This window comes from Martelella mangrovi, from assembly GCF_040545495.1.
Taxonomy (GTDB): Bacteria; Pseudomonadota; Alphaproteobacteria; order Rhizobiales; family Rhizobiaceae; genus Martelella; species Martelella mangrovi.
Map to the genome: position 1 here is coordinate 118,256 of NZ_JBEPLY010000001.1, position 26,570 is coordinate 144,825.

General features: G+C 60.7%; 29 protein-coding genes. 13 read left to right on the top strand and 16 right to left on the bottom strand.

All coding sequences use genetic code 11. The features are described from left to right. Positions 1–7: 7 nt before the first annotated feature. From ABID12_RS00580 to ABID12_RS00590, 3 genes are all read right to left on the bottom strand, one after another. Positions 8–502: an HPr kinase/phosphorylase gene (locus tag ABID12_RS00580; RefSeq protein WP_354432676.1), complete on the bottom strand. Its 495-nt coding sequence runs from the start codon at positions 500–502 to the stop codon at positions 8–10. Beyond that, positions 499–2,241 (bottom strand): sensor histidine kinase, encoded by a 1,743-nt coding sequence (locus ABID12_RS00585; RefSeq protein ID WP_354432947.1) that lies wholly within the window; start codon positions 2,239–2,241, stop codon positions 499–501. The genes ABID12_RS00580 and ABID12_RS00585 overlap by 4 nt, the downstream gene beginning before the upstream one ends. Before the next feature lie 170 nt (positions 2,242–2,411). Then, positions 2,412–3,131, bottom strand: a complete 720-nt coding sequence (locus ABID12_RS00590) for a response regulator transcription factor (protein ID WP_106309155.1) — start codon at positions 3,129–3,131, stop codon at positions 2,412–2,414. 336 nt (positions 3,132–3,467) lie between these two features. Here ABID12_RS00590 and ABID12_RS00595 point away from each other — a divergent pair, with 336 nt between their 5' ends. Next, positions 3,468–5,075, top strand: coding sequence for a phosphoenolpyruvate carboxykinase (locus ABID12_RS00595; protein WP_354432677.1), 1,608 nt, complete (start codon positions 3,468–3,470; stop codon positions 5,073–5,075). Between the two features lie 87 nt (positions 5,076–5,162). Here ABID12_RS00595 and ABID12_RS00600 read toward each other — a convergent pair whose 3' ends face one another. Together ABID12_RS00600 and ABID12_RS00605 are read right to left on the bottom strand one after the other, a co-directional pair. Continuing rightward, complete coding sequence (locus tag ABID12_RS00600; protein WP_354432678.1) at positions 5,163–5,612, bottom strand: glyoxalase superfamily protein; 450 nt, start codon at positions 5,610–5,612, stop codon at positions 5,163–5,165. A gap of 276 nt (positions 5,613–5,888) precedes the next feature. After that, positions 5,889–6,302 (bottom strand): hypothetical protein, encoded by a 414-nt coding sequence (locus ABID12_RS00605; protein ID WP_354432679.1) that lies wholly within the window; start codon positions 6,300–6,302, stop codon positions 5,889–5,891. 171 nt (positions 6,303–6,473) lie between these two features. Here ABID12_RS00605 and arfB point away from each other — a divergent pair, with 171 nt between their 5' ends. After that, complete coding sequence (arfB, locus tag ABID12_RS00610; protein WP_354432680.1) at positions 6,474–6,911, top strand: alternative ribosome rescue aminoacyl-tRNA hydrolase ArfB; 438 nt, start codon at positions 6,474–6,476, stop codon at positions 6,909–6,911. 3 nt (positions 6,912–6,914) lie between these two features. Then, entirely contained in the window at positions 6,915–7,547 is a 633-nt protein-coding gene (locus tag ABID12_RS00615; protein WP_354432681.1) for an alpha-ketoglutarate-dependent dioxygenase AlkB family protein, read from the top strand. Positions 7,548–7,770: 223 nt separating this feature from the next. Here the strand turns inward: ABID12_RS00615 and coaA are convergent, their stop codons facing one another. Genes coaA through hisF form a run of 3 tightly spaced genes read right to left on the bottom strand, consistent with a single transcriptional unit; the run spans position 7,771 to position 9,889 of the window. Beyond that, positions 7,771–8,769, bottom strand: a complete 999-nt coding sequence (coaA, locus tag ABID12_RS00620; RefSeq protein WP_354432682.1) for a type I pantothenate kinase — start codon at positions 8,767–8,769, stop codon at positions 7,771–7,773. Further along, positions 8,766–9,089, bottom strand: a complete 324-nt coding sequence (locus ABID12_RS00625; protein WP_354432683.1) for a phosphoribosyl-ATP diphosphatase — start codon at positions 9,087–9,089, stop codon at positions 8,766–8,768. The genes coaA and ABID12_RS00625 overlap by 4 nt, the downstream gene beginning before the upstream one ends. Before the next feature lie 17 nt (positions 9,090–9,106). Continuing rightward, on the bottom strand, positions 9,107–9,889 hold the full coding sequence (hisF, locus tag ABID12_RS00630) for an imidazole glycerol phosphate synthase subunit HisF (protein ID WP_354432684.1): 783 nt from the start codon (positions 9,887–9,889) through the stop codon (positions 9,107–9,109). A gap of 47 nt (positions 9,890–9,936) precedes the next feature. Here hisF and ABID12_RS00635 point away from each other — a divergent pair, with 47 nt between their 5' ends. Beyond that, positions 9,937–10,683, top strand: coding sequence for a DUF3800 domain-containing protein (locus tag ABID12_RS00635; protein WP_354432685.1), 747 nt, complete (start codon positions 9,937–9,939; stop codon positions 10,681–10,683). A gap of 148 nt (positions 10,684–10,831) precedes the next feature. Here ABID12_RS00635 and hisA read toward each other — a convergent pair whose 3' ends face one another. The 4 genes from hisA to hisB are packed head-to-tail and all read right to left on the bottom strand — an operon-like array spanning position 10,832 to position 13,329. Then, complete coding sequence (gene hisA / locus ABID12_RS00640; protein ID WP_354432686.1) at positions 10,832–11,560, bottom strand: 1-(5-phosphoribosyl)-5-[(5-phosphoribosylamino)methylideneamino]imidazole-4-carboxamide isomerase; 729 nt, start codon at positions 11,558–11,560, stop codon at positions 10,832–10,834. Positions 11,561–11,594: 34 nt separating this feature from the next. Continuing rightward, a complete protein-coding gene (hisH, locus tag ABID12_RS00645) occupies positions 11,595–12,245 on the bottom strand; it encodes an imidazole glycerol phosphate synthase subunit HisH (RefSeq protein ID WP_354432687.1) in 651 nt (216 codons plus the stop codon). A gap of 5 nt (positions 12,246–12,250) precedes the next feature. Continuing rightward, a complete protein-coding gene (locus ABID12_RS00650; RefSeq protein WP_354432688.1) occupies positions 12,251–12,709 on the bottom strand; it encodes a DUF2628 domain-containing protein in 459 nt (152 codons plus the stop codon). 11 nt (positions 12,710–12,720) lie between these two features. Beyond that, positions 12,721–13,329 carry an imidazoleglycerol-phosphate dehydratase HisB gene (hisB, locus tag ABID12_RS00655; RefSeq protein ID WP_106309130.1) on the bottom strand — a complete coding sequence of 203 codons (609 nt, stop codon included), beginning with the start codon at positions 13,327–13,329 and terminating at the stop codon, positions 12,721–12,723. Positions 13,330–13,563: 234 nt separating this feature from the next. Between hisB and ABID12_RS00660 the strand changes: the two genes are divergently transcribed. From ABID12_RS00660 to ABID12_RS00700, 9 genes are all read left to right on the top strand, one after another. Beyond that, on the top strand, positions 13,564–14,058 hold the full coding sequence (locus ABID12_RS00660) for a DMT family transporter (RefSeq protein ID WP_354432689.1): 495 nt from the start codon (positions 13,564–13,566) through the stop codon (positions 14,056–14,058). Continuing rightward, positions 14,055–14,495 (top strand): DMT family transporter, encoded by a 441-nt coding sequence (locus ABID12_RS00665; protein WP_106309125.1) that lies wholly within the window; start codon positions 14,055–14,057, stop codon positions 14,493–14,495. Before ABID12_RS00660 ends, ABID12_RS00665 begins: the two co-directional genes overlap by 4 nt. A 98-nt stretch (positions 14,496–14,593) precedes the next feature. Next, positions 14,594–15,151, top strand: a complete 558-nt coding sequence (gene hslV, locus ABID12_RS00670; protein ID WP_106309441.1) for an ATP-dependent protease subunit HslV — start codon at positions 14,594–14,596, stop codon at positions 15,149–15,151. After that, complete coding sequence (locus ABID12_RS00675) at positions 15,141–15,641, top strand: GNAT family N-acetyltransferase (RefSeq protein ID WP_319518349.1); 501 nt, start codon at positions 15,141–15,143, stop codon at positions 15,639–15,641. The genes hslV and ABID12_RS00675 overlap by 11 nt, the downstream gene beginning before the upstream one ends. Positions 15,642–15,654: 13 nt before the next feature. Then, positions 15,655–16,962: an ATP-dependent protease ATPase subunit HslU gene (gene hslU / locus ABID12_RS00680; RefSeq protein WP_106309119.1), complete on the top strand. Its 1,308-nt coding sequence runs from the start codon at positions 15,655–15,657 to the stop codon at positions 16,960–16,962. Between the two features lie 245 nt (positions 16,963–17,207). Continuing rightward, positions 17,208–19,376 (top strand): malate synthase G, encoded by a 2,169-nt coding sequence (locus ABID12_RS00685; protein WP_354432690.1) that lies wholly within the window; start codon positions 17,208–17,210, stop codon positions 19,374–19,376. A 421-nt stretch (positions 19,377–19,797) separates the two neighbouring features. After that, positions 19,798–20,334, top strand: coding sequence for a DUF1176 domain-containing protein (locus ABID12_RS00690; RefSeq protein WP_354432691.1), 537 nt, complete (start codon positions 19,798–19,800; stop codon positions 20,332–20,334). Between the two features lie 159 nt (positions 20,335–20,493). Beyond that, a complete protein-coding gene (locus ABID12_RS00695; RefSeq protein ID WP_354432692.1) occupies positions 20,494–21,189 on the top strand; it encodes a sulfate transporter family protein in 696 nt (231 codons plus the stop codon). A gap of 141 nt (positions 21,190–21,330) precedes the next feature. Then, positions 21,331–22,188: a D-amino-acid transaminase gene (locus ABID12_RS00700; protein WP_354432693.1), complete on the top strand. Its 858-nt coding sequence runs from the start codon at positions 21,331–21,333 to the stop codon at positions 22,186–22,188. 5 nt (positions 22,189–22,193) lie between these two features. Here ABID12_RS00700 and ABID12_RS00705 read toward each other — a convergent pair whose 3' ends face one another. Genes ABID12_RS00705 through ABID12_RS00720 form a run of 4 tightly spaced genes read right to left on the bottom strand, consistent with a single transcriptional unit; the run spans position 22,194 to position 26,535 of the window. Further along, positions 22,194–23,204 (bottom strand): LacI family DNA-binding transcriptional regulator, encoded by a 1,011-nt coding sequence (locus ABID12_RS00705; protein ID WP_354432694.1) that lies wholly within the window; start codon positions 23,202–23,204, stop codon positions 22,194–22,196. Between the two features lie 8 nt (positions 23,205–23,212). After that, a complete protein-coding gene (locus ABID12_RS00710; protein ID WP_354432695.1) occupies positions 23,213–23,815 on the bottom strand; it encodes a dual specificity protein phosphatase family protein in 603 nt (200 codons plus the stop codon). Continuing rightward, the gene (locus ABID12_RS00715) at positions 23,816–24,841 is read right to left on the bottom strand and encodes an MBL fold metallo-hydrolase (protein ID WP_354432696.1); all 1,026 of its coding nucleotides are present in this window, start codon (positions 24,839–24,841) and stop codon (positions 23,816–23,818) included. Beyond that, the gene (locus ABID12_RS00720; RefSeq protein WP_354432697.1) at positions 24,829–26,535 is read right to left on the bottom strand and encodes an ABC transporter permease; all 1,707 of its coding nucleotides are present in this window, start codon (positions 26,533–26,535) and stop codon (positions 24,829–24,831) included. The genes ABID12_RS00715 and ABID12_RS00720 overlap by 13 nt, the downstream gene beginning before the upstream one ends. Positions 26,536–26,570 lie beyond the last annotated feature (35 nt).

Consider the following 26,570-nt stretch of genomic DNA (forward strand, 5'->3'; position numbering starts at 1 on the left):
ACGGGTTTTACGGATCTTTTCCGGCCGGCGAAAGCCGTGCCGGGCGTCCGGTCTCAAGGCCGGGGCACAAGGCCAGAAGCTTTGAAAGCGGGTCGGGCGCGGGCCAGCGCAGGAAAGCCTGCGGCAGGAAGATGCCTGCGCCGAGGTCGAACCGGCTGTCAAACGGCGGCAGCCGGACGGCGTTTTCGGCGGATACCGGGGTGAGCGCAAAGTCCATGACGGCACAGTCGAGATGCTCAACAGACGCAAGACCGGAACCGCGGATTTCGATCAGCCCGGCAATCGCAGGCGGCGTGGCGGCAATCACCCGCCCGCCGGCCGACGATATCAGCACCTGATCATCCGAGATGAGCGCGGAAAAAAGCCCGTCCCGGTGGGCGGCGTGCAGAAGGGCAAGCGCCAGCTCGCTCTTGCCTGCGCCGGATGGCCCGCAAATTAGGATACCGGTGGAGCCGAGGACGATGGCAGTCGCATGCCGGTTGGCGTTCTGCAGCGCCGTCATTGCGCCTTGCCGCCAGCGGCCGGCAGGGTGAGGGTGAAGCGGGCGCCCTTGATGTTGGTGTCATCGGGGTCGCCGCCGGCATCGCTATCCGGGGCACTGTCCGGATCGATGATGTTTTCCGCCGTCAGCGTGCCGCCATGGGCTTCGGCGATCTGGCGGGAAATGGAAAGGCCGAGGCCGGAATTCTGTCCGAAGGCCTCGCCGTCCGGGCGGTCGGTGTAGAAGCGCTCGAAAATACGCTCCACCGCATCCGGGCGGATACCGGGTCCGTTGTCGTCGACGGTGATAATGATCTGGTTGCGCGCACGCGCCAGCGTGACATCGATGCGGCCGCCGGTTTCCGGCACGAAGGAACGGGCGTTTTCGATCAGATTGGTGACGATCTGGCCGATCCTGAGGTCGTGGCCGAATGTCTCGAAAGCGCCCTTGCTGTGGTTTTCGGGGCTGATGGAAAAGCCGATCTCGACCGGCTTGTGGCGTCGCCCGGTCTCGCGCGAAATGGTGATCAGGTCCTTGAGCAGGACTTCGGCGTCAAAACGCTTGGCATCTTCGCGCGCCAGTTCGGCATCAAGGCGGGAGGCATCGGAAATATCGCTGATCAGTCGGTCGAGACGGCGCACGTCATGCTGGATGATCTCGGTCAGGCGGGCCTTGGACTCTTTCGTCTTGGCAAGAGGCAGGGTCTCGACCGCGCTTCGAAGCGAGGTCAGCGGGTTTTTCAGCTCATGGGCAACATCGGCGGCGAAGCTGTCGATCGCGTCGATCCGGTCGTAAAGCGCCGTGGTCATTTCCCTCAGCGTTGTGGAAAGGTGTCCGATCTCATCCTGACGGGCGGAGAAATCCGGGATTTCCTCGCGTTCGCGCGGGCCGCCGCGGCGCACCCGGACAGCGGCTTCCGACAGGCGGCGCAGCGGGCTTGCGATCGTCGACGACAGCATGAAGGACAGGATCATGGTGACCAGCGCCGTGACGCCGAAGACGCGGATGATCGCGATCCGTTCGGCGTGGACGATCTTGTCGATGTCACCGGCCTGGGTGGACAGCAGCAAAACGCCGAGCACGGCGCGAAAACGCTGGATCGGAACCGCCACGGAGACGATCAGCCGGCCCTTGTCGGTCACCCGGACGACGGCCGAGCGCTGGGCATCGAGCGCCTTGGTGACTTCAGGATAGATCGAGCCATCGCCGCCGGGAGCCTCTTCATAGCGCGGCAGGTTGCCCGGCTGCAGGAACCGGTTCATCAGATTGCCGAGCCTGTCGGAAATGCTTTCCGTCGTCGTCTGCGCGGTGTCCGGAAGGTCGTAGCGCAGCACCTGTCCGCGCGAATAGAGATAGCGTGAATCGAGGATCAGATTGGCATCGGGATCGTAGATCCGGGCACGTGTACGGGTCGGCGAAATCAGCCGCCGCAGGATCGGCGCGACCTTTTCCGGGTTGAGGGGAAAACGCAGATCCTCGTCGCTGGAGGTGGGCCGCGCGCTTTCGCCGGCCTGCAGTTCCAGAAGCTTCTGCGGGTCGATCGTCATCGTATCGGTTTCGACCGAGGCCGACGAGGCAATCGCGCCAGCGATGATTTCGCCCTGGGTCAGAAGGCTTTCAACGCGGGCATCGATCAGCCCTTCGCGGAACTGGTTGAGATAGAGAATCCCGCCGACGAGAAAGAACAGCGCCAGAAGATTGAAGAACAGGATACGCCAGTTGAGGCTGGAAAACACCGTCGACGCCAGAACCCAGCGCATCACCGCAAACGGCTTGCGCCAGCGCCGGCCCGGCTTCCTGCTCTCGGCTTTATCGCTGGTGTTCGTCAATCTTCGCCCTGCCTGCGGTGGCTGTCCAAGCCTCTATGAAGCCCGCGAATGCGTTCTGAGTGTGGTCGCACGCATCACGCTTCCGGCGCCACGGCCCCTCGTCAGGCCGCTTCGCGGAAACGATAGCCGACGCCGTAAAGGGTTTCGATCATATCGAAATCAGTGTCAACCAGCTTGAATTTCTTGCGCAGGCGCTTGATGTGGCTGTCGATCGTGCGGTCGTCGACATAGACCTGATCGTCATAGGCTGCGTCCATCAGCGCATCGCGGCTCTTGACCACGCCGGGGCGCTGGGCCAGCGAATGCAGGATCAGGAATTCCGTGACTGTCAGCGTCACCGGGTCGCCCTTCCAGGTGCAGGTGTGGCGTTCGCGGTCCATCACCAGGGGGCCGCGTTCCAGCGGCCGGTTGGCCTCGCCCTCGGCGGGCTTGCCGCCGCCGGCAATGGCGGCCTCGCGGGCGGCAACGCGGCGCAGCACGGCGCGCACACGCTCCACCAGAAGCCGCTGGGAAAACGGCTTGGTGATGAAATCGTCGGCGCCCATCTTCAGGCCGAAGAGTTCATCGATTTCCTCGTCCTTCGAGGTCAGGAAGATCACCGGAATATCCGATTTCTGGCGCAGGCGGCGCAAAAGCTCCATCCCGTCCATGCGCGGCATCTTGATGTCGAAGATGGCCAGCTGCGGCGGGTTGGCCTGCAGCCCGGTCAGCGCCGTGGCGCCATCGGTATAGGTATCGACACGATAACCTTCGGATTCCAGCGCAATCGACACCGAGGTCAGAATGTTCCGGTCGTCATCCACGAGCGCGATTGTCTGCATTTGGGGCTCCCTGACTGCAGTTTTATGGTCTTTGGACGGCAAGATTGTTCTCCGTCTCGCGATTTCTAGCATTTGTTGGAAAAAAACTGGAACAAATTGTGGCAAGATCAACCAAAGCGGGCGTTCAATTGAATCAAATCGAATTTCAAGTGCCGCTGCCCGATCCGGTTAACAGCCTGAGAATCCTTCAGAATCCGGAAAACATGCAAAATGCCAATTTTCTTTAATCGATTAAATGCATGATATTATTATATTTTGTCAGATTTCCTGTTGTCGGATGCGAACAAATTTAATATGTTTTTAAAAAATTAGATTTTGTTTGGAGAGGCATTTCGCATGGTGGAGCATGGAATCTACAATCGTCGTTTTCCGGTTGAAAATACGGGTCTGAAGGATCTGGCGGGCATCTACTACAATCTGATGCCGCCGGAACTGTGCGAGGAATCGCTTCGCCGCAGCGAAGCGGTCCTGACGGCAGACGGTGCGCTGCGCGCGCTCACCGGCCAGCACACGGGGCGTTCTGCCAAGGACAAGTTCATCGTTTGCGACGACAGCACCAGAGATCATATCTGGTGGGATAACAACAAGCCGATGTCGCCGGAGCATTTCGAACTGTTGAAGGCCGACATGCTGGATCATGCGCGCGGCAAGGAGCTGTTCGTGCAGGATCTGATCGGCGGCGCCGACGCCGAAAATCGCCTGCCCACACGGGTGATCACCGAATATGCCTGGCATGCCCAGTTCATCCGCAACCTGCTGATCCGTCCCGAGCGCGACAATCTCGAAGCGTTCGAGGCGAAGCTCACCATCATCAACCTGCCCACCTTCGTGGCGGATCCCAAGCGCTATGGCTGCCGCACGGAAACGGTGATTGCCTGCGATCTTGAAAACGGTCTGGTACTGATCGGCGGTACATCCTATGCGGGTGAAATGAAGAAGTCGGTGTTCACCGCGCTCAACTATCTTCTGCCCACCCGCGGCGTGATGCCGATGCACTGCTCGGCCAATGTCGGCGCGGCGGATGACGCGGCGGTGTTCTTCGGCCTTTCGGGCACCGGCAAGACCACGCTTTCCGCCGATCCCTCGCGCACGCTGATCGGCGACGACGAGCATGGCTGGGGCGAAAACGGCCTGTTCAATTTCGAGGGCGGCTGCTACGCCAAGACCATCCGGCTTTCGGCCGAAGCCGAGCCGGAAATCTACGCCACCACCAAGCGTTTCGGCACGGTTCTGGAAAACGTCGTGCTCGACGAGAACCGGGTGCCGGATTTCGATGACGGGTCGCTGACGGAAAACACCCGGTGCGCCTATCCGCTGGATTATATTCCCAACGCCTCGCGCACCGGGCTTGCGCCGCACCCGAAGACGATCATCATGCTGACGGCCGATGCCTTCGGCGTGCTGCCGCCGATCGCCAAACTGACGCCGGATCAGGCGATGTACCACTTCCTGTCCGGCTACACCGCCAAGGTGGCAGGCACGGAAAAGGGCGTGACCGAGCCCGAGGCGACGTTTTCGACCTGCTTCGGCGCGCCCTTCATGCCGCGTCATCCGGCCGAATACGGCAATCTGCTGAAATCGCTGATCGCAAAGCACGGGGTTCAGTGCTGGCTGGTCAATACCGGCTGGACCGGCGGCGCCTATGGCACGGGCAGCCGCATGCCGATCCGCCAGACCCGCGCCATGCTGGCCGAGGCACTGGCCGGCAGGCTTTCCGGCGCAACATTCCGGACGGACCCGAATTTCGGTTTCGAGGTGCCGGTCGAAATTCCAGGCGTCGACGCGGCCATCCTGAACCCGCGCGGCACCTGGAGCGACCCCGCCGCCTATGACGCGCAGGCGGCAAGACTGGTGGACATGTTCGTCAACAATTTCGCCAAGTTTGAAGCCCATGTGGACGCCGGCGTGAAGGCGGCATCGCCGAAGATGATGGCCGCGGCCTGAAAACCATACGCAGGAGGAGCGTGTGAAATGCCCGGTTGCCGTCTGGCGCCGGGCATTTCCGTTTTTTCGCGTGGGGAATGGCGGGCTCTACCACGCAAGTTCCACATGCGGCCTGCCGTCGGAGGTTTTCGCGGGCGACCGGCCGGTTTCGTCAACCGTGCAGTTGATCCGCCGCCTGAAGGCCGAAAAACTGTCGAAGGTCACGACATCGACGGCGTCATCGAATTTCAGCGTCAGGCGATAATGCCCCGGCTTGTTTGAAAACGCCTTCACCGAAATGATTTCGGCGTTGAAGGCGTGGCCGAGATAGGTTCCCGAAACGCGCGAACCGAGCAGCCACGGATTAAGCGGCGGGCGGTTGCCGATCCTGGCGTGCAGCGTGTTCCAGTCCCGAAAGCCGTATTGCGCGGCAATCAGTTCCAGCGCGCGCGAATGGGTGATTGCCTCACCTTCGCGGTCAAGATGGGCACGCAGGCGTTTGGCCTGATCCTTGACGGCCTCAAGCGATGGCAGGGGTGCATTGGATAAATGGGGCATGGCGAAGTCTTTCCTTCGCATTCGCCTGTCAGGTGTTTCGGTGCCCGCATTGCCAAAACCGCGAATGCGCAAGGTTTTCAAAACATCGCTCATCGGTTCAAGGGGAACTTCACCATGGGTTTCTCAAAAACCCGCGGGCGGCCGGCGTCCCTTGCCGTAACGGCTCAGTAGGCCCGTTTTCCGTCGACGTCAAGCGTGTGACCTTGAAGGGCAGGGGCGGCATGAGAGAGTGTGAAGAATTTCACATCATCAATATACGAACGCTTCTTAGAACAATTAGAGCCTGTCGATAACGCGTTTATAATATTTACTTGGTTTGGAGTGGATCATCAGCGCATCTGTATCCTCCTCCCACTTTTTAAAAGCCGTCTCGTTAAGCGCTTTGTTGACCGGCATATCCCAAATAGCAGCGTGAATGGCCCCTGATTGTTCTCGGTCAAAAACGGCGGAAATAATTGGTCCGTTTTCTTCTAGCCACTCTTTCTTCGCTGTGTTGACGTTGGTTCCTTTCGTTAGGTAGGCCTCTGTGGCGTAGTCGCGGAACTCTTCAAGCTGGATTAGCATGGAGATTTCACGGAATGCTGCCGCGTAGGGATCGGCTACGCCCAACCTTTTATATTTAATTACAAGGCGATCGATCGCCGCGTCATGCTTCCACCGTTCCCACCAGTTTTTTAGTGCCCCAAACATTCCATACCCCATTGAAAAACATGGAAAATTCCTCGATGAATTTGTTCTCACTCAACACAAGAAAAGTTTGATAAACATAATTCATAATGGCAAGACATGCAAAATGTGATGAACGCGGCAGGAACCGCTGCGGCCTTGAAGGGCAGGGGGCGGCATGAGATAACGCCAGCCATGGCATCGCGTGACCTCATCATCAACGACCGTATCACCATTCTCGGCTGGGAGCTGACCGAGCAGTTCGTGCTGTCCGGCGGGCCCGGCGGGCAGAATGTCAACAAGGTGGCGACCGGCGTTCAACTGTTCTTTCCCCTTGCCGCCTCGCCCTCCCTGCCGGAACGGGTGAAGCGCAATGCGATGCGCCTTGGTGGCCGCAAGGTCTCCAAGGAGGGCGTCCTGATGATCGAGGCCAATGCCCACCGCAGCCAGGAGCGCAATCGCGAGGCGGCGCGCGAGCGGCTGAAGGAACTGATCCTGGCCGCTGCCGCCCCGCCACCGCCGAAAAGACGCAAGACAAAGCCGACGCGCGGCTCGATCGAGCGGCGGCTGAAGGCAAAGGCCGGCCGGTCGACCATCAAGAAAATGCGCGGCAAGCCCGCGTCGGACGAGTGAGTCATGAGCGCTGACAAACCCGGCCTGCCCGAGGGCTTTCGCTATCTGCCGGACTATCTCGACCGCGCTGCACAGGCGGCGCTGGTCGAAGACATCCGCGCCGTGGTGGCGGATGCCCCGCTTTACGTGCCGGCCATGCCGCGCACGGGAAAGCCGATGTCCGTGCGCATGACCAATTGCGGCCCGCTCGGCTGGGTTACTGACAAGGAACGCGGCTACCGCTATCAGGCGACCCATCCGGTTACCGGCAGGCCGTGGCCGCAAATGCCCGAACGGCTGACGGCACTCTGGCGCGACCTTGCCGGTTATCGCGAACCGCCGGAAGCCTGCCTGATCAATTTCTATGACGATACGGCGAAAATGGGCATGCATCAGGACAGCGACGAGGCCGATTTTTCAGCCCCCGTGCTCTCGATCTCGCTCGGCGATACCTGCCTTTTCCGTGTCGGCGGCACGGACCGAAAGGACAAGGCCGTGTCGCTTAAACTGGCAAGCGGCGATATCGTGCTGCTTGCCGGCAAAAGCCGGCTTGCCTATCATGGCGTGACCCGCACCTATCCCGGCACCTCGACGCTTTTGAAGAACGGCGGACGGATCAATCTGACGCTGCGGCGGGTAAGTTCTCCATCTCTGTAGCGTCATCCTCGGGCTTGACCCGAGGATCCAGGCTCTTTCCGCAAGGCTGGCACTGGCTGTGACCTTCAGCCATTGCGATACGCGCCGCAAAGACCATTGACGCTTCTCGTGACAGAGGTGATTGGACCCTCGGGTCAAGCCCGAGGGTGACGCAAAAGGGATGGGCCTTGACCAGCAGGCGCAGCCCTCAAAGAGGCTCTGTCCCACATTCCGGCTTCCCCCCTCACAATTTCCTCAGCGCCACCGTTTCCACCAGATGGTCCTGGCCCTTGCGCAGGATCAGGTCGGCGCGGGGGCGGGTGGGGAGGATATTGTCCTCGAGGTTTTTGAGGTTGATATTGTTCCACAAATCCTCCGCCGTCGACAGCGCGTCCTTTTCCGAAAGCTGCGCATAGCGGTGGAAATAGGAGGCCGGATCCTGGAAGGCGGTGTTGCGCAGTTTTTTGAAGCGCTCGATATACCAGTGGTGGATCAGCGAGATATTGGCGTCGATATAGATCGAGAAGTCGAAGAAATCCGAGACCATCGGCACCATGCGCCCGCCGGCGGGCAGGCTGCGGGCCTGCAGCACGTTGATGCCCTCGAAGATCAGGATATCGGGCCGGTCGACGGTGGTGAAATTGTCCGGCATCACATCGTAGCTCAGATGCGAATAAAGCGGCGCCTTCACATTCGGCATGCCGGCCTTGATCGCGGAGAGAAACCTGAGAATTGCCGCCGTGTCGAAGCTTTCGGGAAAGCCCTTGCGGCGCATCAGCCCTTCCATCTCCAGAACCGCATTGGGAAACAGAAAGCCGTCGGAGGTGACGAGATCGACCTTGGGGCTTGAGGGCCAGCGGGCGAGCAATTGTTTCAGCAGGCGCGCGGTGGTGGATTTGCCGACGGCGACCGGGCCGGCAACGCCGATGATGAAAGGCGTCTTGCTGTCCTGCTCGCCGAAGCTCAAGAACCGGCTGCGCTGGCGAAACAGCATCTGCGAGCTTTCCACATGGGTGGACAGGAGCCGTGACAGCGAGAGGTAGATGCGGCGCACCTCCTCCAGCTCGATCGGGTCGTTGAGCGAACGCAGCTTGCGCACTTCTTCCGCCGTCAGCGTCAGCGGCGTGTCGGCACGAAAGCGCGACCATTCTTCCGCCGAGAAGAAGCGATAGGGCGAGACCGGGTCGGCCAGCGCCTCGCCCGCATTCACCTCGAGAAATGTGTCGTGAAATTCAGGAATCATGAAGGCGCGCGCCCGGCCTTTTCGGCGAGGCCCGACTGGCCGGTGCGCCGTGCCAGCTCATCCATGACATCGGAAAGCGGAATATCGGCGATCTTCAGCACCACAAGCAGGTGGTAGAGAAGATCGGCGGTCTCGCCGGTCAGGTTTTCGCGGTCCTCGGCAATCGCGGCAATCACGGTCTCGACCGCTTCTTCGCCCAGCTTCTTGGCGGCCTTGCGCTGGCCTTTGGAAACGAGTTTCGCCGTCCAGCTTTCCTCCGGCGAGGCCGTGGCACGGCTGGCGACGATCGCCTCAAGATCGGCGAGTGTGAATTCGGACATGCTTTTCCCTCCCCGCCTCAGTCGAGACGCATGGCGATGCCGTGATCAGCCATATACTGTTTTGTCTCGCCGATGGAATAGGTACCAAAGTGGAAGATCGAGGCGGCAAGCACGGCCGTTGCATGGCCGTCGCGAATGCCCTCGACCATGTGATCGAGATTGCCGACGCCGCCCGAGGCAATAACGGGAACCGAAACGGCATCGGCGATTGCGCGCGTCAGCTCCAGATCGAAACCGGACTTGGTGCCGTCGCGGTCCATCGAGGTCAGCAGGATTTCGCCGGCACCCCGGGCAACGACCTTGCGTGCGAACTCGACCGCGTCGATCCCGGTCGGCTGGCGGCCGCCATGGGTGTAGATTTCCCAGGCGCTTTCGCCATCCTTCGGGGCTTCGGCCCGCCGCTTGGCATCGATGGCAACCACGATGCACTGATTGCCGAACTTGTCGGCGGCTTCCGCCACGAAATCAGGGTTCTTCACCGCCGCTGAGTTGATCGACACCTTGTCGGCGCCGCAGAGCAGAAGCTTGCGGATATCGGCCACCGTGCGCACCCCGCCGCCTACTGTCAGCGGCATGAAGCAATGTTCCGCCGTGCGGGTGACAACGTCGAAGATCGTTTCGCGATTGTCGGATGTGGCGGTGATATCGAGAAAGCACAGCTCATCGGCGCCGGCTGCATCATAGGCGCGCGCGGCCTCCACCGGATCGCCGGCATCGATCAGATCGACAAAGTTCACACCCTTGACGACACGGCCGTCCTTGACGTCGAGACAGGGGATGACACGGGCTTTGAGAGTCAAAACAGAACCTCTTGCAGTTTCGAAATTGCAATAGCTTAATAGAGCCCATGATCGAAAATGGCGAGTACATATTCTATGCGGATGAGAGCGGAGACCACTCTCTGGTCTCTGTTGACGCCGAGTATCCAATTTTCGTTCTGAATATCTGCGGCTTCCGAATTTCCGATTATTGCCGAAAAATTGTCCCGGCCTTTCAAACCATCAAGTTCCGCCATTTCGGGCATGACATGGTCGTACTCCATGAAAGGGATATACGAAAGCAGTTCGGGCCGTTTTCCATTCTGACCAATGCTGATACGCGCACGGCTTTTCTCGCCGATATGTCGCATGCGGTCCAGGCTGCCCGGTTCAGAATATTCAGTGTAGTGATCGACAAGCGTGAACTGAAGTCGGAACTGCTTCAGGAAAACCCCTATTCCCTGGCATTGAGATTTCTTGTCGAGGAGATTTTCCGGTTTCTCAGGCAGAGGCAAATTCAAGAGAAACGCTATTTCTTCGTGTTCGAGAAAAGAGGGAATAAAGAGGACATTGATCTCGAACTGGAGTTCAGGAGGATTGCCGACGGACAAAACAGCTATCGTCAGACATTTCCCGGGTTCAATATCGTGTTCGGGGACAAGAGAGCAAATTCGACCGGTCTGCAGATTGCCGATCTGACTGCGCGTCCCACCGGGCTCAAATATCTCCGTCCCGCTCAGCCCAACAAGGCATTTGCAATCATCGAACCGAAATTTCAGAAACTCAGGAAGCCCAAAGGCGTGTCCAAGGCGATTTCAACCATTTATGGGCCATAAAAAGCTTTAGGCCCCGGAATACTCCGAAGCCTAACGCCGACCGAGAAACCCCAATCCACTTGAACCATATATAGCGCGAAACACCCCTGATTTCAAGATTCACACCTTTAAAACAAGGCATTAGGGCGATTCTTGTAACCGATTCGTTTCATTGACCTTTCAGCATCTGAAGCGCTTCGGCCGGATCGATGCGGCCATCATAAAGCGCGCGGCCGGAGATTGCACCTTCGAGAATCTGGGCGTCGGGCCTGGTCATGCGGGCGATATCGTCCATCGCGGCGAGACCGCCCGAGGCGATGACCGGGATGTTGACGGCAGCGGCGAGCGAAAGGGTCGAATCCCAGTTGATGCCGGACAAAACGCCGTCGCGGTCGATATCGGTGTAGATGATCGCGGCAACGCCCGCACCCTCGAAACGCTTGGCAAGCTCGACCACCTCAAGCTCGGAGGCCTCGGCCCAGCCTTCGACGGCGACCTTGCCGCCGCGTGCGTCGATGCCGACGGCGATCTTGCCGGGAAACGCCTTGCAGGCGGCCTTGACCAGTTCCGGGTCGCGCACGGCCACGGTGCCGAGAATGACGCGGGCAAGGCCCTTCGACAGCCAGTTTTCGATGTGTTCGAGCGAGCGGATGCCGCCGCCGAGCTGTACGGGATTTTTCGTCGCCTTCAGGATTGCGTCGACGGCATCGCCGTTGACGCTTTCGCCGGCAAATGCGCCGTTGAGGTCCACCACATGCAGATGGGTAAAGCCCTGGTCTTCAAAGGCCTTGGCCTGAGCGGCGGGATCGGGATTATAGATCGTCGCCTGCTCCATGTCGCCGAGCTTGAGGCGCACGCACTGGCCGTCTTTCAGGTCGATGGCGGGGAAAAGGATCATCTGGCTTCAGTCTTTCGATACAGGAGGGGCAGGCTCAGGGCGTCCACGTCAGAAAATTGGCGATCAGCTTCAGGCCGAGCGTCTGGCTCTTTTCCGGGTGGAACTGGCTGCCGGCCTTGTTGCCCTCGGCGACGAAGGCGGTGACGGGGCCGCCGTAATCGGTGGTGGCGATCACCTGTTCGGGCCGTTTGGCGGCGAGGTGGTAGGAATGCACGAAATAGGCGTGCAAGCCGGTCTCGCCCGTCGCAATGCCATCGAACAGAGGGTGCGGCGTGTTGAGCGTCAGCGTGTTCCATCCGATCTGCGGGATCTTCAGCTCGGGATCGGCGGGCGTGATTTCGGTGACATCGCCGGCAATCCAGCCGAAGCCTTCCGAGACGGTCTTTTCAAGGCCGCGTTCGGACATCAGCTGCATGCCGACGCAGATGCCGAGGAAGGGGCGGGCCTTTTCCTCGGCCACTTCACGGATGGCCTCGACCATGCCCGGCACGGCATCAAGGCCCGCCCGGCAATCGGCATAGGCGCCAACGCCCGGCAGCACGATCCGGTCGGCGGCGGCCACGATCTCCGCCTTGTCGGTCAGGATGATCTCGGCATCGGTGCCGCTTTCGCGCGCGGCCCGTTCAAAGGCCTTGGTGGCCGAGCGCAGATTGCCCGAGCCGTAATCGATAATCGCAACTTTCATGGTCGTCATCTTGCTGAATAGCTGTCCATCAGGCCGATGCCGGAGGGGCTCGACCCGCGATTGCCGGCAAGGCCGGGGGCAAAATCGGTAACCGGCCGGTGGTCGGCGCGATCTGCGAAATACATTGCTTCCGCTGTTTCGATATCCGGTGCGACCACCACGTCGTCAAGCGTGAAACCGCGCCGTTCCATGGCGAGCGCTTTCCATTCGCGCGCCTCGAACCCGATCAGCAGGTTGAGCGCCAGTGAGGCCACACTTGAGGCAAGCGACAGGCTTTCGAAGTAACCCGCAACCCCGAAGACGATGGAAAGCGCAAGCGTGAGGAAACCGGCAAGCCAGGCGCGGTTTGCCAGAAGCCAGAACGGACCGAACAGAAAGGCGAGCCACGCAAACCGGTCGGAGACGAAGCGGGTCTTCGCCGGGTCGCTGTCGCCGGGCGAGATCAGGACGAGATAGCTTACCATCTTGCCTCCTCTCAGGCGAGCATGCCCTTGGTGGAGGGCACGCGGCCCTCTTGCCGCGGATCGATCTCGGCGGCGACACGCAATGCGCGGGCCACGGCCTTGAAGCAGGTTTCGGCGATATGGTGGCTGTTGGCGCCGTAATGGTTCAGGATATGCAGCGTGATACCGGCATTCTGGGCGAAGGCGTGGAAGAATTCGCGCACCAGTTCGGTGTCGAACGTGCCGATCTTTTCAGACGGGAAGGCGACATTCCAGACAAGATAAGGCCTGCCGGAAAGGTCGAGTGCGGCCTTGGTCATGGTCTCGTCCATGGCAAGGTCGATCGAGGCGTAACGGTTCACGCCCGCCCGGTCGCCGAGCGCCTTTGCCAGCGCCTGTCCGATGGCGATGCCGACATCTTCCACCGTGTGGTGATCGTCGATATGCAGATCGCCCTTCGCCTCGATCGTCATGTCGATCAGGGAATGGCGGGAAAGCTGGTCGAGCATATGGTCGAAAAAGCCGATTCCCGTTGAAATCCGCGCGTCACCGGTGCCGTCGACATTGACGGTAACGGAAATCGCGGTTTCCCTGGTCTTGCGCGCGACTTCCGCGCGGCGGGCTTCGGTCTCGGCAGCCATGCTTGTCTTCTTTCTCCATCATATGCGGTCTGGTCGTTTCTTAACAGGCAGGCCCGGCAAGCGCAAAAGAAAAGCGGCAATCGGGGGCGTGTGCGTCATGGCGTGCCTGATGTTTGCGAAGGCCGAAGGCGACTTCCTGACGCAGCGTCCGCATTCCTGCGCCTTCCTTCTTTTCTTGCGTCCGGTTCTCGGCTACAGCCTTTAGAGTAGAACGCCTCCCTGAAAGTCCCCTCCATGCCGTCTGTCGCCCGTCCCTCGCTCATCTATTTCCTTGCCGCTTTCGCGGCCGGCTGCATCATGGCCGTCATGACTCATCTGAATGCGACCGTCGCACTCTACGGATCGCCCATGTATGCCTCCTGGGCCGGTCATGGCTGCGGCACGGTCGCCGCGATCGCCATCCTGGTCTTCCTCCGTTTCCGCAGACGCGAAAGCGAAGAAAATACCCCGAAAGCCGAAAAAATCAGCGTGCCATGGTGGGGCTATCTCGGCGGGGTTTCCGGCGCTGCGACCGTTGTCGCCGCCTCGCTTGCCGTCAATTCGCCGCTGGCGCTTTCAGGCGCGATAGCGCTTGGGCTTGGCGGACAGGTGCTTTTTTCGCTCGCCGCCGACCAGTGGGGCCTTTTCGGCCTTCCCGCCAGACGGCTTGATCTGAGAGACCTGTCGGCCGTCATCTTCATTCTGGCGGGCAGCGTTCTCGTCATCATGTCAGGGGGAGCGCAGGCATGATTTTCTCGATCATCTTTGCCGTCACCGCCGGCGTGCTTGTCGGCATCAGCCGTCAGGTCAATGGCCGCCTCAGTGTTTCGACCTCGCCGATGATGTCCTCGTTTTACAATCACATCGTCGGCTTCATCACCGTCAGCGTGGTTGCCGTCGTCATTGGCGGCCTTATTCCGCCGACAGTCTCCGAGGTTCCGCTTTACGGCTACCTTGCCGGACCCATCGGCGTCATCTTCGTGGCGGCCGGGTCCTGGGTCATTCCGAAGATCGGCGCGGTCAATACCGCGGTGCTGATCATCGGCGGCCAGATGTTCATGAGCGCGGTCATGGATGTGGTTGAAGGCGTGGAGGGGCAACCGCTTCTGAGGCTTGCCGGTCTGGCGCTCATTCTGGTCGGCATGATCATCGCCCAGAGCCGCAAGAAACCGCAAGTGATGGCCTGAGCCGAGCTTCACGGATTGCAAATGTGGCAAGGCTGCCTACATAGGGTGCCGGACAGGGCTTCGTGCGCTTTCGCGAAGCCGTAAGCGAGGTTTTTATCATGAGCGAACACAATCCTTTCGGCACCATGCACGCGACCACCATCATAACCGTGCGCAAGGACGGCAAGGTGGTGATGGCCGGCGACGGCCAGGTCTCGCTCGGCCAGACGGTGATGAAGGGCAATGCCCGCAAGGTGCGCCGCATCGGCAAGGGCAATGTCATTGCCGGTTTTGCAGGCGCCACCGCCGATGCGTTCACGCTGCTGGAGCGGCTGGAGCGCAAGCTGGAGCAATACCCCGATCAGCTGATGCGCGCCTGTGTGGAACTCGCCAAGGACTGGCGGACCGACAAATATCTGCGCAATCTCGAAGCGATGATGCTGGTCGCCGACAAGGACATCACGCTGGCTGTGACCGGTAACGGCGATGTGCTGGAACCCGAACACGGCGTCATGGCCATCGGTTCGGGCGGCAATTATGCCTATGCGGCCGCCTGGGCGCTGATGGACAGCGACAAGCCCGCCGATGAGGTGGCGCGCCGGGGCATGGAGATCGCCTCGGAAATCTGCGTCTACACCAACGGCAATATCATCGTGGAAACGCTGGATGCCGCATGACGGGACCATAAGTTTCAGGCCGCTTGCCGAAAGCGACCTTGGACTGATGGCCCGCTGGCTTGCCGCGCCGCATGTTGCGGCATGGTGGGAACGGGCGGAAAAGCAGGTGGAGCAGATGCGTGCGCATCTCGATGACCCAACCGTTTCGCCTTTCGTCGTTTTGCTGGACGATACGCCATTCGGCTACATCCAGCTCTGCGATCTCGATGGCGAGCGTGAAAAAGAGCCGGCGCTGGCCAAACAGCCCGCCGGCACGTTCGGGATCGACCAGTTTATCGGCCCGGCCGGGATGATCGGCAAGGGACTTGGAACCCGTCTCGTCTCCGCCATGGCGGAGCGGGCACTGAACAAAGACGCAAAGCGCGTCCTCGTCGATCCGCATCCCGACAACGCGGCGGCGATCCGCGCCTACGAGAAAGCCGGTTTCGTCCGGCTTGGAACTTTCAGCATGACAAGCGGTCCGGCGCTGCTGATGGCCCGCGATGCTTGAGGAGCAGTAACAGATGACCAATTTTTCCCCCCGCGAGATCGTCTCCGAACTCGACCGCCATATTATCGGCCAGCATGATGCCAAGCGCGCCGTCGCCATCGCGCTCAGGAACCGCTGGCGCCGCCAGCAGTTGCCGGATGATCTGCGCGACGAGGTGATGCCGAAGAACATTCTGATGATCGGCCCGACCGGTGTCGGCAAGACCGAGATTTCCCGCCGTCTGGCCAAACTTGCAGGCGCGCCTTTCATCAAGGTCGAAGCCACCAAGTTCACCGAGGTCGGTTATGTCGGCCGCGATGTCGAGCAGATTGTCCGCGATCTGGTGGAAATCGGCCTTGTTCTGGTGCGCGAGAAAAAGCGCCAGGAAGTGCAGGCGAAAGCCCACGCCAATGCCGAGGAGCGTGTGCTTGACGCGCTGGTCGGCAAGACCGCATCGCCGGCAACGCGTGACAGTTTCCGCAAGAAGCTGCGCAATGGCGAGATGGACGACAAGGAAATCGATATCGAGATTGCCGACAGCGGTTCCGGCATGCCCGGTCTCGAAATACCCGGCATGCCCGGCGCCAATATCGGCGTGCTGAACCTTTCCGAAATGTTCGGCAAGGGCATGGGCGACAAGACCAAGAAGGTCCGCACCACGGTCAAGAATTCCTATGAAGACCTGATCCGCGACGAAAGCGACAAGCTGCTCGATGACGAGGTGATCCAGCGCGAGGCCATGCGTCTGGTGCAGGAAGACGGCATCGTGTTCCTCGACGAGATCGACAAGATTGCCGCCGGTGACGGCCGCATGGGTGCGGGCGTTTCCCGCGAAGGCGTGCAGCGCGACCTGCTGCCGCTGGTCGAAGGCACCACGGTTGCCACCAAATACGGACCGATCAAGACCGACCACATCCTGTTTGTGGCCTCCGGCGCGTTCCACGTTTCCAAACCGTCCGACCTGTTGCCGGAACTGCAGGGTCGCCTGCCGATCCGCGTCGAACTGCAGGCGCTGACCAAGGAAGATTTCCGCCGTATCCTGACGGAAACCGAGGCCAGCCTGATCCGCCAGTACAAGGCGCTGATGGAGACGGAGGAGATGAAGCTCGATTTCACCGAAGACGCAATCGACGCGCTTGCCGATGTCGCCGTGCACCTCAATGCCACGGTCGAAAATATCGGCGCCCGCCGCCTGCAGACGGTGATGGAACGGGTTCTGGACGAAGTCTCGTTCACCGCACCCGACCAGTCGGGCCAGGAGCTGATGATCGATTCCGACTATGTGCGCGAGCATGTCGGCGATCTGGCCAATGATACGGACCTGTCGCGCTATATTCTCTAAAGGGTCCGTTAACCCTGTTTTCACGTGAAACATTCAAAGGCCGGTGCGCGTTGCGCCGGCCTTTTTGTGTTCGCCGCCCGCTGGCCGTTTTCGGCAGGGCCTTTTCCCTACTTTTGTCCGATGGGCGGGGAATTCCGATATTAATTCCAATTCGGAAATAATATTTCAAATTTACACCGAATTGACGGCGTCGCCTGCGTCGCTACATTGGCATCAGACAATTCATCCGAAAAGGCGTTTTCTCCATGGCCCGTATCGAAAAACACGGTCTTCAGTTCGACAAGGCACTTCATGATTTTCTGACCGAAACCGTGCTGCCCGGAACGGGCGTGGACGCGGAAGCCTGGTTCAGCGGCTTTTCCGAAATCGTGCACGAGCTTGCGCCGAAAAACCGGGCGCTGCTGAAAACCCGCGATGCGATGCAGGAAAAGCTCGACGCCTGGTACAAGGAAAACGGCGCGCCGGCGGATATGGCAGCCTACGAATCCTTCCTGCGCGAGATCGGCTATATCCTGCCCGAGGGTGAGGATTTTTCCGTTGCGACCGACAATGTCGACCCTGAAATCGCAACCATTGCCGGGCCGCAGCTCGTCGTTCCGGTGATGAATGCGCGCTATGCGCTGAATGCGGCAAACGCGCGCTGGGGCTCGCTTTACGATGCGCTGTACGGAACCGATGCGATTTCCGAGGAGGACGGCGCGGAAAAGGGCAAGGGTTACAACCCGAAGCGCGGCGAGAAGGTTATTGCCTGGGCGAAGGATTTTCTCGACAGGAATGTGCCGCTGGCAGCCGGTAAATGGGCGGATGTCACCGGCTTTTCCTATCAGGACGGTTCTCTCATCGTCAAAAGCACGGTCGGCGAAACCGGCCTTGCCGATCCGGCGCAATATGCCGGTTTCAAGGACGAGGAAGGTGATGCTTTCCGGCTCTATTTCGTCAACAACAACCTCCATGTGCTGGTCTTCATCGACCCCGATAGCATGATTGGCAAGGACGACCCTGCCGGCATCGGTGATATCGGACTTGAATCGGCGATCACGGCGATCATGGATTGCGAGGATTCGGTGGCCGCTGTCGATGCGGAAGACAAGGTGCTGGCCTATTCCAACTGGCTCGGCCTGATGAAGGGCGACCTGACGGAGGAGGTTAGCAAGAACGGGCGCACCTTCACCCGCAGGCTGGCAGGCGATGTTACCTTCTCGGCCCCCGACGGTTCTGTGAAGACGCTGCCCGGCCGCTCGCTGATGCTGGTTCGCAATGTCGGCCATCTGATGACCAATCCCGCGATCCTAGACCGCGATGGCCGTGAGGTGCCGGAGGGCATCATGGATGCCGCCGTCACGGCCCTGATTGCGCTCTACGACATCGGCGAGGGCGGCCGTCACATGAATTCGCGCGCCGGTTCGATGTATATCGTCAAGCCGAAGATGCACGGGCCGGAAGAGGTTGCCTTTGCCGCCGAGCTTTTCACCCGCGTGGAAGAAATTACCGGCATGAAGCCCGATACGATGAAGATGGGCATCATGGACGAGGAGCGCCGCACCACGGTCAACCTCAAGGAATGCATTCGCGCCGCCAAGGACCGGGTCGTCTTCATCAATACCGGCTTCCTCGACCGCACCGGCGACGAAATTCATACCTCCATGGAAGCCGGCCCGATGATCCGCAAGGGCGACATGAAGTCGGCCGCCTGGATTTCCGCCTATGAGGACTGGAATGTCGATATCGGTCTGGAATGCGGGCTTTCCGGCCATGCGCAGATCGGCAAGGGCATGTGGGCCATGCCCGACCTGATGGCGGCGATGCTGGAGGCCAAGATCGGCCAGCCGAAGGCCGGCGCCAACACCGCATGGGTGCCCTCGCCGACGGCCGCCACGCTGCATGCCACGCATTACCACACCGTCGATGTGGCCAAGGTGCAGGAGCAGTTGAAGGGCCGCGAACGCGCCAGCCTGACCAATATCCTCTCCGTGCCGGTGGCGGTGCGGCCGAACTGGTCGGAAGAGGAAATCCAGGCCGAGCTCGACAACAATGCGCAAGGGATACTCGGCTATGTGGTGCGCTGGATCGATCAGGGCGTCGGCTGCTCCAAGGTGCCGGACATCAACGATATCGGCCTGATGGAAGACCGCGCAACGCTTCGCATTTCCTCGCAGCATATGGCCAACTGGCTGTATCACGGCGTGTGCTCCGAGGAGCAGATTGTCGCCACCATGCAGAAGATGGCCGCCGTCGTCGACCGCCAGAACGAGGGCGATCCGGCCTATCGCCCGATGGCCGGTCATTTCGACGACTCGGTCGCCTTTCAGGCCGCGCTCGATCTTGTGCTGAAGGGCCGCGAACAGCCGAATGGCTACACCGAACCCGTCCTCCACGCCCGCCGGCTGGAACGCAAGGCCAAGGACGCGGCCTGAAGGCCTGCCTGAACGTGCCCGGCAAAGCCGGGCTCGGACTGCTGACAAACGCTTGGAAACGCAGGTTGACGCCTTCACTTGCCTTTCCACAAGTGTCATGCTCGGGCTTGACCCGAGCATCCATGCGACCTCAAGCGATTGAATCGACTACGGTTTATTGTGAACCCTTGCCGCGCTGCCTGGATCCTCGTGTCGAGCACGAGGATGACACCGTGTTGAAGGATAGGTTTGTCAACAAACGATCCCCCGCGAAAGCCGGGCATTTGTTTTGCGTTTCCAAAGCACCGCCGAAACAATGCCAAGCTTTGCAAGCTGCGCATCATCAAAATCCCTAAGGTATTGTAATGTTTCGCGCCACAATTCTGGCGGGAACCGCTGTCTTCATCGCGCCGCTGTCAACATGCAGAAGAGGAAGACGTTCATGAGAATGCGTAGGATTATGTATGCGGGTGTTGCCGCTTCGGTGATTGGTATTCTCTCGCTTCAGACCACCGCTTCGGCGGCGGAAATGTTTGATTCCGGCGGCACATGGGATGCGGTTTGCGACAGTCAGATGACCTGTCGGCTGACCACCAGCCGGATGCCGGCCGATGACGGCGGACTGGCCATTCCCGTTTTCGTAAAGGCCAGCAAGGCCAATGCGCCGGTCGCCATGGTTCTGCCAACGATTGACGGGATCGAAACGCTGAGCCCCGACGGGGTTTTCACGATTGCCGTCGACGGGCAGGAAATCGCGTCCGTTCCGGTCAAGGACCTCAAGAAGGATGAGGCCGAAGGCGGATATGTGACCCATGACCAGAAGATCGTCCAGCCGGTGCTGTCGGCGGCCCGCGTCGGGCGCGATGAAATCATGGTCAGCTATGACGGGCCGGATGCGCAGGAGGTCGCGACCGCAGATCTTACAGGGCTTCACCAGAGCCTCGACTGGCTTGCCCAGCAGCAAGGCCACAATTCCTGAAACGGCTGAAGGCTCGCGCCTGTATCGCGCGCTGTCATCGCGATACAGGCGCAGTCGCTCGGTTCCGCCAAGCGGCGCTTGCAGGTCGGCGGATGCTGAACTACATCGGAAAGACAAGGCTTTCGCGACGGGCGCGAAAAAAGGGGCGGGGAGCTGCCGATGCTGATGACAGCAGCGCGTCAGGCGCTTTTGGATCTGATCGACCCCAAGATGCGGAGCATTCTGTGGAAGGTGCTCGGTCTTTCGCTGCTTTGTCTGATTGCGCTCTGGTTTGCGATCAGGGCGCTTTTCCTGTGGCTCGCCTTTCCCGTCCTTGCCAATCTGTTTCCAACCATGCCGGAATGGACCGGCTGGATCACCTTCGTTCTGCTGATTTTTGCCGCCGTCGGGCTGGCGTTGGGCCTTGCGCTTCTGATGGCGCCGGTGTCCGCCTTCGTCGCCGGTATTTTCCTGGATGATGCTGCGGACCATATCGAGCGTCTGCACTATCCTGCAGAACCGCCCGGAACGGCGCTGCCGGTGTTCACGGCCATGAAGGAGGCGCTGAAATTCCTCGGCGTCATCATTCTGGGCAATATCCTGGCGCTTCTTCTGTTGCTGATCCCGGGGGTCAATCTGGTGGCCTTCTTTGTGGTCAACGGCTATCTTCTCGGCCGCGAATTCTTCGAGTTTGCGGCGATGCGCTTCATGACGCCGGAAGCCGCCCGCGCCTTCCGGCGCGAAAGAGGGTTCACCGTCTTTCTCGCCGGTCTTGTGGTCGCCGGCTTTGTCGCGATCCCGATTGTCAATCTGGCAACCCCGCTGTTTGCGACCGCCTTCATGGTCCATCTCGTCAAGCGGTTACGTGCGGCCTGAGATGAATTTCCGCGTGTTTGATGCGCGAAATCATTCATCTTTGCAATAAACAGCGAAACAATAGACGTTGAATCGAAAACTATACGCGGCTATGACCGTTTTGAGGGTGAAACGGCAGAATGACGCACAGGAGCATACATCATGGGACGCATCGTTTATCTGAACGGGGAATGGCTGCCTGAAGACCAGGCAAAGGTGTCGATTTTCGACCGCGGCTATGTCTTTGCCGATGCGATATACGAGGTCACCTGCGTTCTCGATGGCAAGCTGCTCGATTATGACGGCCATGCCGCGCGGCTGAAGCGCTCCACCGATGCCATCGGCATCAAGCAGCCGGTCGATGATGAAGGCCTGCTCGCGCTTCACCGTGAGATTGCCGAACGTAACGACATGCGCGAAGGCCTGATCTATCTTCAGGTTTCGCGCGGCAATCCGGGCGACCGGGATTTCATGTTCGAAAAGGATATGGAGCCGACCTTCTCGATGTTCACCCAGAAGAAGACGGTCATCGACACCCCGACGGCGAAAAATGGCATCACCGTGGTGACGCTTGAAGACCTGCGCTGGGGGCGTTGCGACATCAAGACGGTCCAGCTGCTCTATCCGAGCCTTGCCAAGATGGAAGCCCATGACAAGGGCGCCGATGATGCCTGGCTGGTAAAGGACGGGTTCGTGACGGAACAGACGTCGGCCACATCCTATATCGTCACCCAGGACGATGTGATTGTGACACGGCCGCTTTCCCATGTGGTCTTGCCCGGCATTACTCGCGCCTCTGCGCTGGAAATCGCCGCCCGCAACGGCTTCAAGGTGGAAGAGCGCCCCTTCAGCGTCGAAGAGGTCAAGGCTGCGAAGGAAGCGTTCTATACTTCCGCCAGCAACTTCATCACCCCCGTCATTGCTGTTGACGGCCAGCCGATCGGCGACGGCAAGCCGGGCCCGACCAGCCTGAAGCTGCGCGAACTCTATATCGCCGACCGGCGCGCCAACGCGATCTGACGTCTCTAGGCCGTTCCAGCCTTGTTCACCGATCCCCGCTCAACCAGGCTGACGGGGATGAAATGGTGCGATGAGGGGGCGCTTGCCGGGCCGGTGATGGCCTTCAGCGTTGCTTGCGTCAGCGAGGACAGCGACTGGCGGATGGTGGTCAGCCGGTGCGACGACCAGTCGGAGATTGGCGCGTCATCGAAGCCGATCACCGAGACATCGTCGGGAACGCAGAGGCCGAGTTCGTGCCGGGCCGTGTTCATCACGCCGAGCGCGATTTCGTCGGTAACGCCGAAAACGCCGTCAATGCCGGGTGCGGACAGCAGGCCATGGGCGGCCTCGATGCCGGTTTCATAAGTGTTGCGGCCCTGGCTCCATTCGGTAACCGGTATGCCGTTTTCCGCCATCACCCGGATAAACGCCTCGGCCCGCGCCAGTTTGGCGGATGTTCTGGAGGCCGAAAGCACGACGGCCACATTCCGGCAGCCCGCGGCAATCAGCCTTTCCGCCGCCAGCGCGCCGCCAGCTGCTGAATCGGCCTCGATCTGGTCGACGCGTCCGATATTGTCCGGCAATGGCCGGTTGATCAGCACGAGGCGCGTGCCATTGGCAGCGGCCAGCCGCACCAGTGTATCAGGCACCGCACCGGATAACAGCACAACCGTGCGGACCCGATATTCCAGAAGCTTTGCCAGCGCGTTTTCAACGTCTTCTTCGGCGCCTGCCAGGTTCAGCAGCATGCATTGCAGCCCGTTGCCGTGAAGGGCCGCCGTCAGCGCATCGACCTGCGCGGAGATATAGGGGTTCGACAGGTTGGCGCCGACAAGGCCGACGAGGTCGGAGCGCGGTTTATGCAGCGTGCGGGCGAGAAGATTGACGCGGTAGCCCAGCTCCTCGGCCGCCTTCATCACCCGCGCCCGGGTTTTCGGCGCAACGCTGGCGCCCTCGGTAAAGGTGCGGGAGACGGCTGAACGGGAAACGCCGGCCCGCCGGGCAACATCGGATGCGGAAACGAATTTGTCGGCCATGTCCTGCTTCAGACGGTCGGTTCTGTCCCGAGAAGGTTACGCGTTCTGACGGCATCGGCAAGGGCCAGCATTGGCGGCAGGGGATAGCTCTCATCCAGCCCGCGCAGTGCGCGCAGGTGGGCAAGTGCTGCCTCGAAGCTTTCGAACCGGTGCCGAGCGAAAGCCGAAAGCCAGAGCGCAATCAGCGCGACCGAACGCGAACGCCCGCCGCGGCAATGGACAAGCACATGGCCCTTGCGGTGTTTGGGGTAATGCGGTTTGGCCGGCACATAGCCGCTCATCAGGCCTTCGATGGTCTGAACGGCGGCGGCCATCAGATGCGGGCTGTTGCCGGCCCCGTCGATCATGCCGATCTGGTAGCGGCGGATATGGACGCCGTCCGCCAGTTCCAGCGGACCGGGAAACATGTTGATCGAGACGTTCAGCGTTTCGGTAATGCCGGCTGCAAGCAGGCAGTCAGCGTCTTCCGCCGCGGCGAGGTTTCCCAGAAACAGCGATTTGCGATGCGGCCCGAAATCCTCGATGACCCGATAGAGAAGCGGGCGGTCATCCTCGCGCGCTTCCGCCTCGGGCACGTGTTCGGGAACGCCGAGGCGTTTTTCCTGGGTCATTCAGATCTCCGTTTCGGTGCTCAGTCTTAGCCGCGAACCAAGCGCGCGGGCAAGTTCGGGGGCTTTGGCCATGTCGACAAAGGCCGGCAGAACCGTGGTCGCGCCGCAATCATCGGCAAGGGCTGTCACATCGCGTTTTCGCGGATGGACGTTCCAGGGCATCCAGACGGCCTCGCCACGGGCAATCAGTGCTGCGGCGGGCGTGCCGTCGGGCACATGGCTTGAGAAGACGAAGCGAAAGCCGCCCCGCGCCAGAAGCTCTGCGGAAAGCCCGGCCTCGCCGTTGGATTCGGTTGCGATGATGACCTGATCCGGTCTGGCGGTCTCGCCGTCGACCACCGGAAATGTCGCCCCTGTCGCCATCTGCGTTTCCCGGGCAATCACGTCGCTGGCATGAACCGCCAATCCGCGTTCCGCCATCGCCACGGCCATATCCGCGCCGCGCCCGGCTGCGGGACAGCACAGCACCGCTCCCTCGCTGGCCTTTGCGGCAATGGCGTCGATCTGCGCCGTCAGCGGCTGGTCGCGGTCGCCATAGGAGGCGTCGATCAGCAGGGTTTTCGCGCGCGGCGGCGGATCGAACGGCATGCCGGCCGATTCCAGGCTGATATCGCCGGTATAGATGAACCCGCCGTTTTCCGTTTCCAGATGAAACCAGACGCCGCCCGGCGCATGACCGCAGCGTCCGGTGGTCAGCGTCATGCCTTCAAACCGGAACGATTCGCGCTCCGGAATCACCTGTGCTGCTTTGGTGCTGATGCGTCCGTTCAGAAAACCCAGCGTGCGCTTTGTCGCAAAGACCGGCGGCGCGCCGATGTCATCGATCTTTTCCAGCAGGCCGGCATGGTCGGAATGGGCATGGCTGAGAAAGATGGCGTCGATAACGCCAAGGCTGCGGATATCGGGGTGTTCGCCGGGTTCCAGCCCGTCGCCGAAATCGAACAGGATACGTTTGCCATCGGCCTCGACCAGAAAGATGGCGGCACTCTTGCGGTTCAGTCCGCTGATCACTGTCAGTCGTGCCAAGGCAATACACCCTGCGGAAGCCGTCTTGCGAAGGTCAGGCTGAAAAGCATCAGCGTGAGGATGACCAGCACCATCAGGCAGCCGACGGCGGCGGCCAGTGTCGATGAACCGGCTTCCTCAAGGAAGATGATCATCGGGCCGATGGTCTGCGCGCGCGAGGACACCAGCAGTACCGAAGTCTGGATTTCGTTGATCGCGGTCATGAATACCAGAATGGCGGACGCCGCTGCCGCCGGGGCCAGAACCGGCAGGATGATATCCTTCAGCCTGCGGAAGATACCGGCGCCGACCACCTGTGCGGCTTCATCCAGCGACCGTTCGATCTGGGCGAAACCGCCAAGAATCGGCTGCAGCGCCAGCGCCAGAAAATTCGACAGATAGGCGGCGAGGATGACCCAGACCGTGCCATAGAGACTGGTGCCCAGAACCGGTAGCGGTTTGAGGAAAAACAGGATCATGGCAACGCCGATGATGATGCCGGGCAGCGCATAGGCCAACTGCGAGGAGAGATAGAGCAGGCGCGGCGTGACGCCATGGCGCCAGCTGAGGAAATAGCCCAGCGCGACAGACACCGGAATGAGAATGGCAACGGCAAGCCCGGTCAGCCACAGGCTGGTGAAAAACGCCTCGCGGATGCCCTCGTGATGGAAGAGCGCATTGGAAAAGTTCTCGAAGGTCAGCGTTTCCAGATTGAGCGGCTGGCCGTAGCCGCGCACCAGAGCCGAACCGGCAAGGGCTGAAAGCGGCAGCGCCAATGCCAGAACGAGATAGCCCCAGGCGAGTGCCGTGACCGGAAGACGGAAACGGCCAAGCGGAAACTTGAACGGTTTCGATGCGCCGTCGACGCGCTGGTCGCCCATACGGCTCAGCCATCCGGCAAGGCCCATGCCCAGCACGGTCAGCACGGCGAGCAGCAGCGCCAGAAGCGCCATGTCATTGAGCGCGGAGGGACCATAGGAATTCAGCCGCCGGTAGATCAGCGTGATCAGCGTCGGCACGCGGGCGGGAATGCCGAGCATCGCCTGAATGCCGAAATTGCCGATGGAGGAGACGAAGGCAAGCGCCGCGCCGGCGAAAATACCGCCACGGATCAGCGGCAGAATGACGCCGAGCGTTGCGCGCAGCGGTGAGGCACCGACCGCGCGGGCCGCTTCCACGAGATCGGCGGGCACGCGGCGCAGATTGGCGCGAACGGCGAGAAACACAAGCGGGGCGTTGTAGATACCGAGCAGCAGAACAATGCCGCCGGCGGAATAAAGCGGATGGCGCATGCCGGGTTCAAGCGACAGGCCGAAAAGCTGCATCACCGGGCTGGCCGGCGAGAAGGCCTGTATCCAGGCCAGCGCGATCACCTGCGGCGGGATCATCAGCGGCAGCACGAAGCCGAAAACCCAGGCCGTGCGGCCCTTCATGTCGCTGGCGCCGACCAGAAGTGCGGCAAGCGTTCCGGCGACGGTTGCCAGTGCGGTTGCAGCAAGCGAAATCCAGACGGTGTTGACGGTGGCTTCGAACACGCGCCGCCCGCCGAGAACATCGGCGATGCGCTCAAGTTCAAACCCCGTGCCGGTGACGAAAGCGGCGTAGAGGAGCCGTCCGAGCGGCAGGATGGACAGCACGCCGACAAACAGCGCCAGCGCCAGCATTAGCGTGCGCTCGTTGCGCAATGCGCCGGAAAGCGTGGAGAGCGTCCGCAACGGACGCTCCCCTGCAATTGTGGTCGAAAGAGACA